At 56.4% G+C, this 18,703-nt stretch carries 10 protein-coding genes; all 10 read left to right on the forward strand.

Going from position 1 to position 18,703, the window contains the following annotated elements; all coding sequences use genetic code 11:
- Positions 1 to 79: 79 nt before the first annotated feature.
- The 10 genes from INF32_RS04555 to INF32_RS04600 all read left to right on the forward strand — a co-directional run bounded on the left by INF32_RS04555 (position 80) and on the right by INF32_RS04600 (position 18,703).
- Entirely contained in the window at positions 80 to 3,445 is a 3,366-nt protein-coding gene (locus tag INF32_RS04555) for a SusC/RagA family TonB-linked outer membrane protein (protein ID WP_226387221.1), read from the forward strand.
- A gap of 5 nt (positions 3,446 to 3,450) precedes the next feature.
- Positions 3,451 to 5,034: a RagB/SusD family nutrient uptake outer membrane protein gene (locus INF32_RS04560; protein ID WP_226387222.1), complete on the forward strand. Its 1,584-nt coding sequence runs from the start codon at positions 3,451 to 3,453 to the stop codon at positions 5,032 to 5,034.
- Positions 5,035 to 5,049: 15 nt separating this feature from the next.
- Complete coding sequence (locus tag INF32_RS04565; RefSeq protein WP_226387223.1) at positions 5,050 to 6,060, forward strand: glycoside hydrolase family 18; 1,011 nt, start codon at positions 5,050 to 5,052, stop codon at positions 6,058 to 6,060.
- A gap of 6 nt (positions 6,061 to 6,066) precedes the next feature.
- Positions 6,067 to 7,299 carry a DUF1735 and LamG domain-containing protein gene (locus INF32_RS04570; RefSeq protein WP_226387224.1) on the forward strand — a complete coding sequence of 411 codons (1,233 nt, stop codon included), beginning with the start codon at positions 6,067 to 6,069 and terminating at the stop codon, positions 7,297 to 7,299.
- A gap of 24 nt (positions 7,300 to 7,323) precedes the next feature.
- Positions 7,324 to 8,724: a BT_3987 domain-containing protein gene (locus INF32_RS04575; RefSeq protein WP_226387225.1), complete on the forward strand. Its 1,401-nt coding sequence runs from the start codon at positions 7,324 to 7,326 to the stop codon at positions 8,722 to 8,724.
- 57 nt (positions 8,725 to 8,781) lie between these two features.
- Entirely contained in the window at positions 8,782 to 10,323 is a 1,542-nt protein-coding gene (locus tag INF32_RS04580) for a BACON domain-containing protein (protein WP_226387226.1), read from the forward strand.
- 192 nt (positions 10,324 to 10,515) lie between these two features.
- A complete protein-coding gene (locus INF32_RS04585; protein WP_226387227.1) occupies positions 10,516 to 11,814 on the forward strand; it encodes an MFS transporter in 1,299 nt (432 codons plus the stop codon).
- Positions 11,815 to 11,820: 6 nt separating this feature from the next.
- The gene (locus tag INF32_RS04590) at positions 11,821 to 12,828 is read left to right on the forward strand and encodes a glycoside hydrolase family 130 protein (RefSeq protein WP_226387228.1); all 1,008 of its coding nucleotides are present in this window, start codon (positions 11,821 to 11,823) and stop codon (positions 12,826 to 12,828) included.
- A 118-nt stretch (positions 12,829 to 12,946) separates the two neighbouring features.
- A complete protein-coding gene (locus INF32_RS04595) occupies positions 12,947 to 15,169 on the forward strand; it encodes a GH92 family glycosyl hydrolase (RefSeq protein WP_226387229.1) in 2,223 nt (740 codons plus the stop codon).
- Entirely contained in the window at positions 15,170 to 18,703 is a 3,534-nt protein-coding gene (locus tag INF32_RS04600) for a GH92 family glycosyl hydrolase (protein WP_226387230.1), read from the forward strand.

Consider the following 18,703-nt stretch of genomic DNA (forward strand, 5'->3'; position numbering starts at 1 on the left):
GTTGGCAGACCCGCAGGCCGGTAATCGGCTCCGCAATCGGAAGACTACAAAACCTATTACCCATTCTTTCTACAAATGTATGAATAAAAAACAAGTTTTTCGCAAAGTCGAGGGACTGATCGGACGGGCGCTGCTATGTGTTTGTCTGAGTTTGTGTACATTGACAGTCAGGGCCGAGGATACACTGCTGACCGTCAATCTGGATAAGGTCCCTCTTTCCAAAGCCATTTCCGTTATAGAAGGACAATCCCGTTATCTTTTCATGCTGGGCGAGGGTGTAGATGCCGCCGCGGAAATTGTTTCCATCCATGCCGAGAAACAACCGCTTCGAGTGGTTCTCGACCAGTTGGTGCGGGGTACCCGGCTCGCTTACAACATCGAGGGGCGCAACATTCTGCTATCCCTGGCCGCTTCCACTTCCGATTCCGACAAGCCTTCCACGGTCAGCGGCCGTGTATTGGACGGAAAGGGAGCGCCGGTGGTCGGTGCAACCGTCCTTGTGAAAGGTACGACGACCGGCACGAGCACGGATGCCAACGGTTCCTACACTCTGAAGGTTCCCGCACCTGCTGCAACGGCCGTGCTGACCGTCAGCTGCCTGGGTTATACTTCAGCAGAGAGTGTTGTCGGTCAGCGTGTGAAGATCGATTTCACGCTGAAGGAGGAGGCCCAGGCCATCGACAACGTCGTCGTAACGGCCCTGGGCATCAAACGTTCGGAAAAGGCGCTTTCCTACAACGTGCAGCAGGTTTCGTCAGAGGAGATCATCGGAAACAAAGATGTGAACTTCGTCAATGCGCTTAACGGCAAAGTGGCAGGTGTGAACATCAACACTTCCTCGTCGGGTGTGGGTGGTGCGTCGAAGGTCGTCATGCGCGGCACGAAAGGTATCGACCAGTCGTCGAATGCACTGTACGTCATCGACGGTGTGCCGATGTACAACCTCGGAGGTGAAGGCGGCACAGAGTTCAGCTCCACAGGAACGTCGGAAGCCGTGGCAGACATCAACCCCGAGGATATCGAATCGGTGTCGGTACTGACAGGTGCTGCGGCTGCTGCTCTCTATGGCAGCTATGCTTCGAACGGAGCCATCGTCATCACGACCAAGAAAGGCATGGCAGGGCACACATCCGTAACTGTGACCAGCAATACCGAAGTGCTATCGCCATTCGTGATGCCCAAATTCCAAAACACCTACGGTACGGGCAACCTTTATGCTTCAGAGGGACAGACGCTGATGAGTTGGGGCCGTCGGCTTCACTCGGCGGACCGTACGGGATATTCCCCGCGCAGCGACTACTTTCAGGCAGGCGTTGTCGGCACAGAGACCGTTTCTCTGTCGACGGGAACCGACCGCAATCAAACCTACCTTTCGGCTTCAGCGGTCAATTCCCGCGGCATTGTACCCAACAACAATTACGATCGTTACAATTTCACGGCCCGTAACACCACCTCTTTGCTCAAAGATCGCATGACCATAGACCTCGGGGCCTCTTATGTCATGCAGAATGACCGCAACATGGTCAATCAAGGCACATACGCCAATCCATTGGTGTCGGCCTATCTTTTCCCGCGCGGAAACGATTGGAACCGCGTACAGATGTTTGAACGTTACGACCCCGAGCGCCACATCTGGGTGCAGGACTGGGACGAATGGATCGGCGCCGGTAATTTGACGATGCAGAATCCTTACTGGATCAACTATCGCAACCTGCGTGAGAACGACAAGCGGCGCTACATGCTCAACGCCAACATCTCCTACCAGATTCTCGACTGGCTTTCGATTTCGGGCCGCATCCGGATTGATAATGCAGTGACCGATTTCACGGAGAAGTTCTATGCCACGTCGAATTCGACTCTCATCGAGGGTTCAAGCAACGGACTGTACGGTATCACCAAGACCGAAGACCGGCAGACCTATGGGGATGTGCTGCTCAACATCAACAAAACGTTCGGTGAAAATTGGTCGTTGCAGGCCAACATAGGTGCCGTGATTTCGGACATCCGGCAGGATGCCTTCAAGAACCGCGGTCCCATCATGGAATCGGGTATTGCCAACCTGTTCAATGTCTTTCAGCTTGACGATACCCGAGTGTCCCGCGAGCAGTCCGGCTGGCGCGAACAATACCAGTCGGTCTTCGCCTCGGCCGAAATCGGGTACAAAGGAGCCTACTATCTGACTCTTACAGGCCGTAATGACTGGCCTTCGCAACTGGCGGGCCCGCAGTCTGTCTCGTCATCGTTCTTCTACCCCTCGATCGGCGCTTCGGTGGTGCTGTCGCAACTCATCCCCAATATGCCGGAAAATCTTTCGTACGTCAAACTGCGCGGTTCATGGGCTTCGGTGGGTCTTCCGTTCGCTCGTTTTCTGGCCAATCCCGTCTATGTGTGGGATGCCGACAACAAAGTGTGGAAAACGGAAACCAACTATCCTTTCTACGACCTGAAACCCGAACGTACGGATTCGTGGGAGGTAGGTCTTACGATGCGATTCCTGAAACATTTCAACCTCGATGCCTCCTATTACAATACGAAGACATACAACCAGACTTTCGACCCGCAGATATCCGTATCATCGGGTTACTCGACGCTCTATGTTCAGACGGGTTCGGTCCGGAACCGGGGCGTCGAGCTGGCATTGGGATACGACAACAACTGGGGCAAGTTCTCGTGGAGTTCGAATTTCACGTTCAGCGCCAACCAGAACCGGATTCTCGAATTGGTGGACAATTATCGCCACCCCGAGACAGGACAGCTCATTACCAAGGATCGCCTCGATGTCGGCGGACTGAATCAGGCTCACTTCATCCTCAAGAAGAGAGGGTCGCTGGGAGACCTTTATTCGATCATCGACCTCAAGCGCGACGCCAATGGTCACGTTTACGTCGATGAGAACAATCAGATATACACTGTCTCCGAGAATCTGGATGATATCAAGTTGGGTTCGGTTTTCCCGAAAGCCAACATGGCATGGCGCAATGACTTCCGGTACGGAAATTTCCGTTTCGGCTTCATGGTTTCGGCCCGTCTCGGCGGTATCGTCTATTCCGCCACGCAGGCACAACTCGATTATTATGGCGTGTCGGAAGACTCGGCTATAGCACGCGACGCCGGAGGCGTGGCAATCAACGGCGGATCACTCTTGCCGGCCTACAACTGGTACGAAGTCGTGGGCGGAAAGAGCATTCCGCAGTATTACACCTATTCGGCAACGAATGTACGGCTGCAGGAGGCTTCGATCGGATATACCATCCCTAAAAAGAAGTTGGGCGACGTCTGCGAGATCACCCTTTCACTCGTGGGACGTAATCTCTGGATGATTTACAACAAAGCTCCGTTCGATCCCGAATCCGTTGCCACGACGGGCAACTACTACCAGGGTATCGACTACTTTATGATGCCCTCGACCCGTAACATCGGTTTTAACCTCCGACTCAAATTTTAAGAGCTATGAAGAAGATCAAAATATCCATTTGCAGGACATCCCTCCGGTTGGCCCTGGCTCTGGTACCGGCGGCATCGTTTGTCGCCTGTACGGGCAACTTCGACGATATCAATTCCGATCCCTATGCTGCTTCGAAAGACGACATGAACAACGACAACTATATCGTTTCGTCGATTCTGACGGGGCTTCAGGGATGGGTTATTCCACTCGACGTCCTCACTCACCAGTTCACCGACATCGTGTTAGGCGGTGCGCTCGGCGGATATATGGCCGACTCCAACCCCGGCCTTCCCACCCGCATCTCTACCTTCAACCCGACCAATGACTGGACGCGTGTGATGCTCATCCGCGTGATTCCCGAGATTTATACGGCCTACAATAAATTGAAGGTTAATTCCGACGATGAAGTGGCTCTCGCGTTGGCCGAAGTGATTCGCATAGCCGCCGTACATCGCGTGACCGACACGTATGGTCCGATTCCCTATTCGCAAATCGGGGCCGGCGATGCACTTACCTCACCCTACGATTCGCAGCAGAAGGTTTATGAACAGTTGTTCAAGGATCTCGACGGTGCTTTGGCCATACTGAGAAACCATTCGGCAGAGACCATCAAGGCGACCTCGGACAAAATCTATGCGGGCAATCTGTCGAAGTGGGTTCTGTTCGCCAATTCACTCAAACTGCGTATGGCAATGCGCATCAGCTATGCGGCTCCGGACAAGGCTGAACAGGCAGTACGCGAAGCACTTGCAGCGGAGAATGGCGGCGTTATCGAATCGAATGCCGACAACGCGCAGATTCCGACCCAAAATAATCCTTTCAAAGTCGTGATGTATGATTATAACGGTGGAGATTCGCGCGTTTCTGCCGACATTACCTCGTACATGAACGGATACAAGGACCCCCGCAGAGCGAAATATTTTACCCGTTCGACCTTCACTGGAGGTATCCAGAACGGTTATATCGGCCTGCGTTCGGGTATCAGTATCCCCACCGAATCGCTTCTTTATTCCAATATGGTGGTCGATTACACGACGCCGCTCATGTGGATGAATGCCGCCGAGGTGGCTTTTCTGAAAGCGGAAGCCGCCCTGCGAGGCTGGTACGGCTCGCAAACCGATGCCGAGCGCTGGTACAAAGAGGGGGTACGCCTCTCGTTCGAGCAGTGGGGGCTTTCAGGCGACTACGATGCCTATATCGCTGACGGGAGATCGCTGCCCGAGTCCTATGTGGACCCGCTGGGCAAGGAGAGCAATACATCGGAAGTGAGTGCCGTAACCATCAAATGGGATACGCGGGGTGATTTCGAGACGAACCTCGAACAAATTATTACCCAGAAATGGCTGGCGATCTTTCCGGAAGGTTTTGAAGCATGGTGCGAATTCCGTCGTACGGGCTATCCGCGTTTGATGCCTGCCACCAACAACCGTAGCGGCGGCATCATTCCCAAAGGCGGCTATGCGAACCGCATGCCCTATCCGGTGGAGGAGTATCAGGAAAACAACGAGCATATCAACGAAGCGGTTTCGCTGCTTGGGGGCCCGGACAACATGGCCACCCGTCTGTGGTGGGACTGCAAGGAGAAATAAATCATTACTCAAGCCATGAAAAGAACGATAAGCAACATATTCTACGGCGCGATGCTTCTGCTCGGAACTTTGGCGGGCGTCTCGTGCGACGAATGGACAGAGAACGAGAAGATCGGGATTTCGGAACCTGTTTTCGGCGAAGGAAATCCGGAACAGTATGCCCGTTATCTCTCATCGCTGCGTGCATATAAAAGCAGTGACCACCAACGGATGATCGTCTGGTTCGACAATTCGGACAAGCATCCCGTCAGCAGAGGCGGCTTTTTTGCCGACGTACCCGACAGTGTGGACATCGTGGCACTGACGGCCGAAGGACGCCTTACGGCAGAGGAACTCGAACAGGTCGGAGCACTCCGTGAAAAGGGCACGAAAGTGATCGGTGCCTTCAACTGCGAAAACGTGCTGGCGCGCAATGACGGCACACAGAAACCGGAGGAGCTGCTCGCCTTCGCCCTGGCCGAGCGCATGGGGCAGATCGAGGCAGACGGCCTCGATGGCATTACCCTCTGTTACGAACCTACCGACCCGGCCTTTGCCACCGAAGAGGAACTTCTGGCACAGCAGGCTCTTGACGCTGTAATAACCCAGGCACTCACCGGATGGCGCGAAAAACATCCCGAAGGACTCATTCTCTTCGAGGGAAATCCTCAGTATCTGAGCGACAGGTCTGCGGTAACGGCTTGCGACTACCTCGTGGTTCGTTGTCTCGATGCCGAATCGGTATATGATTTCGGCATCCGTGCACGCCGCATGTGTGCAGCCGAAGGAATTCCCTCCGACCGCTTCTTGTGGCTCGTCTCCGCCGTACCGCCAACGGCGACCGACGACACGGGATACCTGGCCGATGCTTCGGGCGTTTCAGTGCGTGCTGTCGGAGCTCTAGCCGAATGGCTCCTTCTGCCGGAAGATATCGGCAAGGCCGGAGTGGGTATCATGGACGTGCAGTATGACTACTACAACTCTGCAATGATCTACTATTATACGAAGGAAGCTATCGAAGTGCTCAATCCTTCTCCTAAAAATTAAACGGATATGAAAAGATTCCATACAGTTCTCCTGTTGTCGGTCTGGGCATTGACGGCGATGACGGGATGCGATAAGAAACCGGCTCCATACGGAGACTTCGACAACAAGGTATTCATCGACCAAAACACGAACGTGGCGACGCTGCTCGTCAAACAGAACACCGAATCGGACGAGCGTTCGTTCCATGCAGCGACACCCAAACCCGTTGACAAAGAGATCGGCCTGCTCTTCGATGCCGATGCCGGCCGGGTGGCGGATTACAACCGCATAGCGGGTGAAGAGGCCGCGATATTGCCTGAGAACTATTACGAGATAGTGGGCGGCCAGACCTCCATTCCGGCCGGAACGAACCGTTCAGCCGATGTGACGGTGCGTTTCCACAATCTCGGCGAACTCGATACCGAAGCACTGCACGTGCTTCCCGTCACACTCCAAAAAGCCGACGGGATGGCGATGCTCGAAAGTGCCCGCACGATCTACTATGTGCTGCGCGGTGCGGCTCTCATCAATGTCGTGGCGGACCTCCAGGAGAGTAACTACATAGCCTTCGACAAAGTGCTCGATGGCGAGAGCGCATCGTGCGGAGTGCTCAACGGACTGAACGCCATAACGATGGAAGCACTTATACGGTGCAGCGACTACGTACTCGAACCCGGCATCAAAACGGTAATGGGTATCGAAGGACACTGCCTCATCCGCATCAGCGACGATGGGCTGGAGCCGAACCAGCTTCAGGTCGTCATGCCCAGCGCCTCTGCCACAGCCAACTTTACGGACAAGGCTACGTGTCTTATCCCGGCGAACGAGTGGACCCATATCGCCGTGACATGCGACGTATCTACAGGACGCCTGGTCGTCTACATCAACGGCGAAGTAGCCCTCGACAAGAGCGGCAACTCGTTTCTTTCCATCAATTTCGGACAGCCGAGAATCGATACGCAGCAGCAAAAGCATTTCTTCAACATCGGCTACTCGTACACGGCCGGACGCGAGCTTCACGGCGAAATCTGCGAGGCACGTATCTGGAATATCGTGCGTACGCAGGAACAGATCGCGGCGAACGTTTATGAAGTCGATCCCGGGAGCGAAGGTCTTGTAGCCTACTGGAAGTTCGACGAAGGATCGGGCGAAACCATCCGCGACCATACGGGTAACAACAATAACGGCACGGCGCACGAAAAGCTCAAGTGGAATCCTGTATCGCTGCCCGAAGCCCCGTCTGCCGGGGCGATCAACTAATCGATGATTCAAAAAAGATTCGCTATGAATTACACAAGAAATATTGCAAAGAGTCTTACGGCTGGACTTTCAGCGTTGGTTTTGATCTCGTGTACGGAGGACGACATCCGTCCCAACGGAATCGACGAGGGACGCATCGAGACGGTCAGCGAGTGTTTCTGTTCGGTATACAATCCGCAAGGCGGAGCCGGTGCGACGCTGCGGCTTTATGACGAGCCCGTCTGGGGCGAGGTATACGTGACCCTGGGCTCCGCTGCCGGGAAAGCCGTCGACCTGAAATTCGTGTATGACGCAGAGGTCCTGAACGAATATAACGAAGCCAACGGAACATCCTTCGGGGCCGTTCCGCAGGCGAATGTCGATCTGGAGGCCGACGGCGCCTTGCTGGTCGGGCCCCAAAGCGTGAAATCCGATCCGCTGCGTGTCGGTATAACCCCCGGCGGCACCCTCGCAGAAGGTGAAACCTACGCCGTGCCGCTGAGACTCGTCTCAGAAACCGAAGGGGTCGGGGTGTCGGCCTCCCAGGGAACCTACATTTTCTGGGTACAGGTACAGGGGAAACGGCCCTCGACGGACAAGGGAACGGGGATGATTACCGTCTGCTATGTCGAAGTGAATGACAACAACCCCCTCAATGCGTTGGAATGGACTTGCAAACGGAGCGGGAAACCGCTTATCGACATAGTCAACATCTTCGCAGCCAATATCAACTGGATCGAAGAGGAACGGCGTGTGGGCGTCACGTTGAATCCCAACGTGCGCCACCTTCTCGACAACCGTGCCATCTACCTCGCTCCGCTGCAGGAGGCCGGCATCCGGGTCTGCCTGACGATTCTGGGCAATGGCGACGGCTCGGGCGTAGCCAATCTGTCGGATGAGGCGGCACGTGCTTTCGCACACGATTTACGTACGATCGTCGATACTTACGGGCTCGACGGGGTCGATTTCGACGACGAGTATTCGAAATACGAAGAACATAAGGACAACCTGTGGCCCGGATGCGTGCAATACGGCCCCGATCCTTATGCACGCCTGCTTTACGAGGTAAAAATGGCGATGCCCGACAAGTTGGTGATGCTTTACCAGATCGGACAGGCCAATTACGGATTCAAAAAGGCTGTCGAAGGGGTCCGGCCCGGAGACTTTATCGACTATGTTTACAGCGATTACGGTGCCTTGTGGAGTACGCTGCCTCATCTCGGGTTGTCGCGCCGCCAGGTGGGTGAAGGATCGCTCGACATGACCTATGGATACGAATCTTCTCCCGAAAACCTGCAGTACAACCGGCGGATGGGCAACGGCGTTCAGATGGTCTATAACCTCAAGCCGGGCAACGGACAGATGACTCCGCTGAACGATGTGGCAAAATATATCTATGACGACGAAGCCCTGTGGTCGGGTATCAGACATGAAAAAGACTGGTAGCCGGAGTTCGGTATTACAGGGGACAAAGTGTAGTATTTCTAATATGAAAACGCAATTATGAAAAAGATATTATGGATGCTCGTCGCGGTTGCGGCTTTCGCCGGCTGCGACGATGACGGCGATGCAACATCTCCCGCCTCCGCGGAGACGCTTCAGCTCTCTGCCGAAACGCTCGCGTTCGACGCCGACGGTGCGGCTCTGTCGGACGGGACGAATCAGGTGACTGTTTCCAGCAGTGCCCGCTGGCGGCTCGGCGGACGCCAACAGTGGTGTACTCCCTCTGCCTCGGAAGGCAACGGAGGGGAAACGGTATCCTTCACGGTCGAACCGAATCCGGACCAGCAGATGCGCAAAGTCCGTTTCACTTTCATGTGCGGCAGCGAAGAGCGTTATCTGACCGTCACGCAGGAAGGCGGTTCGGTGCTCGACATGGATTGCGACAGCTATGAGTTGCCGGCAGAGGGCGGTGAATTCCGTCTCCGCGTCGAATCCACGGGAAATACTTCCTGCCGTTTCGAAGAGGAGACACCCTGGATACATCGCGTTGAAACACGTTCCGCGCTCTCGTTTTTCTACTTCACGGTAGATGCCAACACGACAGGTCTTACCCGTGACGCGAAGCTCTTCGTGACCAATACGGACGGCGACGAGCGGGAGGTGACGATACGGCAGGAACGGAACCTGCTGCTTGAAGTCGGCGAAACGTCGTTCAACGTACCCGTAGAAGGGGATGAAATACGTGTGACCGTACGCAGCAACCTGCCTTTCCGGGCAGAACCTTCAGTTGACTGGATCACGTTGCAAACGCCGGCTACCCCGTCAGAGGAGTTGCAGGAACAAGAGCTCGTCTTCAAGGTCGAAGCCACGGAAGAGCCTTTCCGTTCGGGATTCATACACTTCTTGACGGATGCACCGTCGTTGTCTGCCGAGGTGTCTGTCATACAGGGCGAAAGGCCGAAAGGAACTGAATTCCCGGACGAGAAGTTCCGGCAGATTCTGGTAGACGCCGGTTATATCACCGTACTCGACGGGGCCGAATGCCTCCTGACGGAAACGGGCAAGGCCGCCACGCAGCTGCCCGATCTTTACCAGAAAGGCATTGTATCGCTGAAGGGCATAGAGGCATTCACCAACCTTACGACCCTCGAGCCAAACGGAATTTCACAAAATCTGATCCGGGAACTCGACCTGAGCGGCAATACGAAACTGACAACCATCGCTTGGGAGAGTATGATATCCGGATGGCGTTCATATCTGAGTGGAGCTCCGCTGGAAGTGCTGAAACTGGGAGATGCTCCTATCACAGAGGGACGGGTCGTACTTTCCAAACTTTACTGCTCGAGTCCTTACGAGGCAGCCGAATCTTTGACTGTATCGGGCAATACGGTGAAGATTATCGAAGTGACATTGGATTCGTACGACCGGGTTCAGTGGCTTGACATTACGGGGTGCCCGGCCATCCAGAGCGTCAGTCTGAACAGCTACTATCTCAAAACGCTCTATGTCACGGCTGAACAGAAAAGTGCGATCGACGCGAAGCGGATAACGATTACCGACTCGAATTATCCTGTTTCGCAGCTGAAAATCGAAGTCCGCTGAAACTGCGGAGCTATTCCCTACCCGATGTGTCCCGAAAGCAGAAATGTTCTCAGACAGATCCGATAGTAAGATTTCGCCCTCATCGGAAATTGCTCCGATGAGGGCGATTTTTGTATCTATAACCGGTATTTATGAATACAGGAGCATGAAACGTCGGCGCCTGTCTTTCAATTTTGATAGTATCCTTATTGTATGAAACGATCTGAGGCACTTCGGACCTCACCTCTCACGTGGGTGCCTACGCTCTATTTTGCCATGGGTCTGCCTTTCGTGGTGTTGAACATGGTCTCGGCCGTGCTGTTCAAGGACCTGGGCGTCTCGGACACCGAGATCGCATTCTGGACCTCTCTGATCATGTGGCCGTGGACGATAAAATTCCTCTGGAGCCCTTTTCTGGAGTTGTTCCGCACGAAAAAATTCTGGGTCGTGGCGACTCAGCTCCTGAGCGGCACGATGTTCGGCTGTGCGGCACTGGCTCTCCATCTGCCGGCATTCTTCGCCGTGACGGTGGCGCTCTTCGCCGTGGCTGCCTTCAGCGGCGCGACACACGATATCGCCGCCGACGGCGTCTACATGGCCGAACTATCGACCTCCGACCAGGCGAAATACATCGGCTGGCAGGGTGCGTTCTACAACCTGGCGAAACTGGTTGCCACGGGCGGACTGGTGTGGCTGGCAGGATGGCTCTGCGAAAATTTTTCGGAGGAAGGCGCCTCGGCTTACGATGCCTCGGTGCGTTCGTGGACGGCGGTACTCGTCATCCTGTGCGCCGCGCTCGTCGCACTGGGATGTTACCACAGCCGGGTACTGCCATCGGGCGGCGGTGCAGGCGGACATTCGCCCGGCGAGGGGCTGCGCGGCCTTCGGGAAGTGACCGCGGCCTTCTTCGCCAAACGGCATATCTGGTATTACATCGCCTTCATCATCCTCTACCGGTTGGGCGAAGGTTTCGTGATGAAGATCGTGCCGCTGTTCCTCAAGGCCGATACCGCATCGGGCGGTCTGGGCCTGACGAACCGGCAGATCGGATTGTACTACGGCACGTTCGGCGCCGGGGCGTTTCTTCTGGGATCGTTGCTCGCCGGATACTACATCGCAGGCCGCGGCCTGCGGCGGACGCTGTTCACGCTGTGCTGCATTTTCAACATTCCGTTCGCGGTCTATGCGCTTCTGGCGTGGTTCCAGCCGCAGTCGATGTGGCTCGTGGGCGGGGGAATCGTCGTGGAATATTTCGGCTACGGCTTCGGCTTCGTGGGTCTCACGCTCTTCATGATGCAACAAGTGGCGCCCGGACGGCACCAGATGGCCCATTACGCCTTCGCCTCGGGCATCATGAACCTTTCGGTCATGCTGACGGGCATGGTCTCGGGCTTTCTGAGCGATGCGCTGGGCTACCGGATGTTCTTCGTCACCGTGATGCTGGCCACGGTCCCTGCATTCGTGATAACACGGTTCGTACCTTTCACTCATAATGACAAACCGAACAACTGACAATTTATGAAAAACCTGAAAATCACAGGTCCGGCGCTGCCGGACATACCGTGGGAAGAACGTCCCGCGGGTTCGAACGAGGTGCTTTGGCGTTACAGTGCCAATCCGATCATCGGGCGTCACGCGCTTTCGACCTCGAACTCGATCTTCAATTCGGCCGTCGTGCCGTTCAAGAACGGAAAGTACAATTACGCAGGCGTCTTCCGCTGCGACGATACGAACCGCCGTATGCGCATTCATGTCGGCTTCTCGGTCGACGGAGTGAAGTGGGAGATCGACGAGGCCGACTTCCGTCTGAAGGGTGCCGATCCCGAAATCGCCGAATGGGTCTATGGCTACGATCCGCGCGTGGCGAAGATCGACGACAGGTATTACGTAACGTGGTGCAACGGGTACCACGGTCCGACGATCGGCGTCGCGTGGACCGAAGACTTCAGGACCTTTCACCAGTTGGAGAACGCCTTCCTGCCCTATAACCGCAACGGCGTGTTGTTCCCGCGCAGGATCGGGGGCAGGTTCGCTATGCTCTCGCGTCCGAGCGACACGGGCCATACGCCCTGCGGGGACATCTTCTACTCCGAGTCGCCCGACCTCTGCTACTGGGGCCGCCACCGGCACGTCATGTCGCCCGCCGCGTTCGAGGTATCTGCCTGGCAGTGCATGAAAATAGGTGCGGGACCGGTGCCGATCGAGACGAGCGAGGGGTGGCTGCTGTTCTATCACGGCGTGCTGCGCTCGTGCAACGGCTACGTCTACGCCTTCGGTTCGGCGTTGCTGGACCTCGACGAACCGTGGCGGGTAACGGCCCGCAGCGGACCCTATCTGATCTCTCCGCGCGAGTCTTACGAATGCACGGGCGACGTGCCGAACGTAACGTTCCCCTGCGCCGCACTGCACGATCCGGCGACAGGACGCGTGGCGGTCTACTACGGCTGTGCCGACACGGTGACGGGGCTGGCTTTCGGATATATTCCCGAAATCATCGAGTTTACGAAACGTCATAGCATTTTGTAACATTTACAGCCATGATACCCGGACGGCCGCTCCCCCGACATAGGCGGCACGGCCAGGGTGTCCGGCACCGACCTAAACTACCGACCAGTCATTTATGAAGATACGAAAAGGAATCTTGATGACAATATTACCGTTCGCCGTGATGGCAGCCCGAGCACAAACCCCGGCGGATCGGGTCGACCCGTTCATCGGGACGACGAATTTCGGGACGACGAATCCCGGAGCAGTTACGCCGCACGGAATGATGGCCGTTGTTCCCTTCAATGTGATGGGCTCCGGCGAAAACCTCTTCGACAAGGACGCCCGCTGGTGGTCGACTCCTTACGAGCGGTACAACAAGTTTTTCACAGGTTTCGCGCATGGTGCACTGAGCGGCGTGGGCTGCCCCGAGATGGGGGCTTTGCTGACGATGGCCACGACCGGTGCACTGACGGTGGACTATAAGGAGTACGGTACGGCCTACCGGGACGAAAAGGCCGCACCCGGCTACTATGCCCTGACATTGGACAAGTACGGTATCAGAGCCGAAGCTACGGCCACGCCGCGCACTTCGGCCGAACACTACACCTTCCCCGCCGGAAAAGGGCACCTTCTTCTGAACCTGGGGGAAGGACTCACGAACGAAAGCGGAGCTGTGGTACGCCGCGTGAGTACGACGGAGATAGAGGGTATGAAACTGCTGGGAACCTTCTGCTATAATCCGCAGAAGGTCTTTCCGGTCTATTTCGTACTGCGAGTGACGAAAACCCCGTCGGCTTCGGGCTACTGGAAAAAACAGCGGCCGATGACGGGCGTGGAAGCCGAGTGGACGCCGGACAACGGCCGCTACAAGCTCTATACGGAATATGGCCGCGAGCTGGCCGGCGACGACGTGGGGTACTGGTTCACGTTCGACGACCTCGAAGAGGGTGAACAGATCGAGATACGCATGGGCATTTCCTACGTGAGTACGGAGAATGCGCGGCTGAACCTCGATGCCGAACAACCGGAGGGTACGACGTTCGACGCGGTCAGGGAGCGGGCCAGGAAACAGTGGAACGACGATCTGGGCCGTATCCGCGTGGAAGGCGGTACGGAGCAGCAGCGGACGGTGTTCTATACGGCGCTCTACCATACATTGATCCATCCGAATCTTCTGAACGACGTGAACGGCGAATACCCGCTGATGGAACGGAGCGGCGAGGTCGGGACGGCCGACGGCGACCGCTATACGGTCTTCTCGCTGTGGGACACCTACCGGAACGTACATCAGCTGTTGACGTTGGTTTATCCGGAACGCCAGACCGGAATGGTGCGTTCGATGATCGACATTTACCGGGAATGGGGATGGATGCCGCGCTGGGAGCTTTACGGACGCGAAACCTTCACGATGGAGGGGGACCCGGCCATAGCCGTCATCACGGACACGTGGATGAAAGGATTGCGGGATTTTGACATTGCGACGGCCTACGAAGGTTTCCGCAAGTCGGCGACGACCCCCGGTGCGCAGAACCGTCTGCGCCCCGATATTGATCCCTATATTGAGCGGGGATATATCCCGCTGGGATTTTATACACAGGATCTGGCCGGGGATGTCTCGGTATCGCACGCATTGGAGTACTATGTGGCCGATGCCGCGCTCGCACGGCTTGCCGATTCGCTGGGGCATCGGGAGGAGGCAAAACTTTTCCGCAACCGCTCGCTGGGCTACAAACATTATTACGACAGGGAATTCGGGACTTTCCGTCCGCTCAACGACGACGGGACCTTCCTTTCGCCTTTCGACCCGAAGGCGGGCGAGAACTTCTCGGCAGCGCCTGGTTTCCATGAAGGTTCGGCCTGGAACTATACTTTCTTCGTGCCGCACGACGTGGAGGGACTCGCAAAACTGATGGGCGGCCGGAAGAAATTCGTGGAAAAGTTGCAGAGGGTTTTCGACGAAGGATGGTACGATCCGGCGAACGAACCCGACATCGCTTACGCCTATCTGTTCAGCCGCTTCGAAGGCGAGGAGTGGCGTACGCAGAGCCAGACGCGCCGTCTTTTGGAAAAGCATTTTACGGCCGCTCCGGACGGTATCCCGGGTAACGACGATGCGGGAACGATGTCCGCATGGGCCGTATTTACGATGCTGGGGCTTTATCCGGACTGTCCGGGAGAGCCGTATTATACGTTGACGGCTCCGACCTTCGACCGGGCGGAGATCGACACGGAACAGGGAACGTTGGTGATAGAACGGTACGGAGAGGGATACGTTCGCAAAATGACACTCGGCGGCAGGCCGTTAACGAAATATCGTATCGCGCACGAGGAGCTGCTCGGAGGCGGACGTCTGACTTTTGAACTTAAACATGAAAAATAGATGAAGATCGCAGAATTACTGGCCGCGGCCGCGCTGTTTCTGACTGCCTGTGCGCAGCCCGCCGCCGAAGAGGATTTTACCCGCTTCGTGGACCCGAGGATCGGCACGGGCGGCCACGGGCATGTTTTCATGGGGGCGAACGTTCCGTTCGGAATGGTACAGGTCGGCCCCACGAGTATCCCTCAGGAGTGGGACTGGACGTCGGGTTATCACGAAAGCGACTCTACGGTTATCGGGTTCTCGCATACGCATTTGAGCGGTACGGGTATCGGCGACCTGTTCGACATAACGGTGATGCCCGTGGTGGGCGGGGTGACCTATGCCCGTGGATCGGCCGACGATCCGCAGTCGGGATTGTGGTCCTATGCCGACCGGAGAGAGGAGATCGCAAGGCCGGGTTACTATTCCGTGCCGTTGACGAGATACGGCATTTTGGCTGAGATGACGGCCACAGCGCGCGTGGGACTGCATCGCTACACCTTCCCTGCGTCGGCGGATGCCGCCGTAGTGTTCGATCTGGAAAACGGCGGCTGCTGGGACAAAGCTACGGAGACACATCTGGAACAGGAAAGCGACAGGTGCATCAGCGGCTGGCGCTATTCGACCGGCTGGGCCGAGGACCAGCGGGTTTATTTCGTGGCCGAATTTTCGAAACCCTTTGAGAAGTTCGAAACTGTGAATGACAGATACGCCCGGCTCTCTTTCACAACGGACGACGGTGAACAGATGTTGCTGAAGGTAGCTCTTTCTCCGGTAAGCGTGGAGGGTGCGAAGGCGAATCTTGCGGCGGAGCTTCCCGGATGGGACTTCGACGAAACGGTACAGGTTGCCGGGAGGGCGTGGAATACAGAACTGTCGAAAGTACGCATCACCACGGCCGACGAAACCGCAAAACGGATTTTCTATACGGCGCTGTACCATACGATGGTGGCTCCGTCGCTCTTTTGCGATATGAACGGCGACTATCGCGGTTCGGACCGCCAGATACACCGCAACGCGGATTTCACGAACTACACGACTTTTTCGCTATGGGATACCTATCGGGCCGCCATGCCGCTGATGACCATTATCCATCCCGAACGGATGGCGGACATCGTGCAGACGATGCTGCATATTGCGGACGAGCAGGGGCGCCTTCCGGTATGGCATCTGTGGGGCAACGAGACGGACTGCATGGTGGGTAATCCGGGCATTCCTGTCATTGCGGACGCCATCGTGAAGGAGATCGGAGGATTCGACCGGGAAAAGGCTTTTGAAGCCATCAGGAAAACGGCGATGAATCCTGACCGCGGCAACGGTCTCCGGATGCAGTACGGCTATATCCCGTGCGACCTGTTCAACGAGGCGGTGGCTTACGACATGGAGTATGCCCTGGCCGACGGCGCTGCGGCGCGTGCCGCTGAAGCGCTGGACAAAAAGGAGGATGCTGCATATTTCGCCGGACGCAGCCGCTCCTACCGCAACTATTACGATCCGTCGACGCGCTTCATGCGGGGCCGCGACTCGAAAGAGGGCTGGCGCACTCCGTTCAATCCTTTCGCATCGACGCACCGCGCCGACGACTACTGCGAGGGCAACGCCTGGCAATATACGTGGCTGGCGCCGCACGATGTCGAAGGTCTCGAGGAGCTGTTCGGTTCGCGCACGGAGATGATCGAGAAACTCGATTCGCTTTTCACGGTCAGTTCGACTGTCGAAGGCGGCGAGACCTCGCCCGATATTTCTGGCCTCATCGGCCAGTACGCCCACGGCAACGAACCGAGCCATCATGTGCTCTATCTCTATACGATGCTGGGCCAGCCGTGGAAGACGGCCGAACGGGTGCGCGAAGTGCTTGCGACGCTCTATCACGCTGCACCCGACGGACTTTCGGGCAACGAGGATGTGGGACAGATGTCGGCCTGGTACGTCCTCTCGTCACTGGGTATGTACGAAGCGGAGCCTGCGGGCGGACGCTACTGGTTCGGATCGCCGCTTTTCGACCGGGCGGAACTGAAGGTCCAGGGCGGTATGTTTGTCGTTACGGCAGAAAACAACTCTTCAGAAAACAGGTACATCCAACGGGTATGGCTGAATGGACGTCCCTATACGAAGCCCTACCTGTGGCACAAGGACCTGATCTCCGGCGGAGAACTTCGTTTCGAGATGAGAGACACCCCGAAGGTGTGGTACTGTCCGGAGGAACCGGACAGGTATGCCGACCAGCGTCCGGCGAAGGCAAGGCGGCTTTTCCGGTCGGAAGCCGTGGAAAAGGAGATAGCCCGCGTATGCAGCATGCTGACCAACGAACGGTTGCGCTGGATGTTCGCCAATTGCTTTCCAAATACGTTGGATACCACAGTGCATTATGAAGAGGACGAGAACGGGAAACCGGACACGTTCGTCTATACGGGAGACATCCCGGCCATGTGGCTGCGGGATTCGGGAGCGCAGGTGTGGCCCTATGTGCAGTTGTGCGGCAGGGACCCGCAGCTGCAAAAGATGATCGCAGGAGTCATCCGGCGACAATTCCGGCTGATTAATATCGATCCCTATGCCAATGCTTTCAATGTCGGCCCGACAGGAGCCCATAACAAAACGGACCTTCCCGAAGCGGACCCGAGGGTTTTCGAGCGCAAGTGGGAAATAGATTCACACGGTTATCCCATCCGCCTGGCGCATCATTATTGGAAAACCACGGGTGACACGTCGGTATTCGACACCGAATGGATCGAGGCGATGCACAATATCGTGAAGACACTCCGGGAGCAACAGATGAAGGCCGGACCCGGCGAATACACCTTTCTGCGTACGACGGACCGTCAGCTCGATACGCGCTGCCACGTGGGACGCGGGAACCCGGTGAAACCCGTGGGACTGATCGCGTCGGCTTTCCGGCCCTCGGACGACGCCACGACTTTCGGATTCCTCGTGCCGTCGAACTTCATGGCCGTCACGTCGCTGCGCAAAGCAGCCGAGATACTGACGACGGTGAACGGCGAGAAAGACCTTGCCGCGGAGTGTACGGCACTGGCAGGGGAGGTGGAAGAAGCATTGCAGAAATACGCTGTGGTCGAACACCCCGAATACGGTAAGATCTACGCATTCGAAGTGGACGGATTCGGCAGCCGTTTCCTGATGGACGACGCCAATGTGCCGTCGCTTTTGGCGATGCCTTACCTGGGTGATGTAGAACGCACGGACCCGGTCTATGAAAATACGCGGCGATTCGTATGGAGCGAAGCCAATCCCTATTTCTGGCGGGGTGCGGCAGGCGAAGGGATCGGCGGACCTCACATCGGCGTGGAGATGATCTGGCCGATGAGCATCATGATGCGGGCCTTTACTTCGACGGACGACGAAGAAATTCGAGACTGTATCTGTCAGCTTATCACTACCGATGCCGGTACGGGGTTCATGCATGAAAGTTTCTCACGGCACGATGCCTCGAACTATACCCGGGCCTGGTTCGCCTGGCAGAATACCCTGTTCGGGGAACTGATCCTCAAACTGGTGAACGAAGGGAAAACAGATTTGTTGAATTCCATAATATGA

The sequence above is a fragment of the Gallalistipes aquisgranensis genome (assembly GCF_014982715.1).
Taxonomy (GTDB): domain Bacteria; phylum Bacteroidota; class Bacteroidia; order Bacteroidales; family Rikenellaceae; genus Gallalistipes; species Gallalistipes aquisgranensis.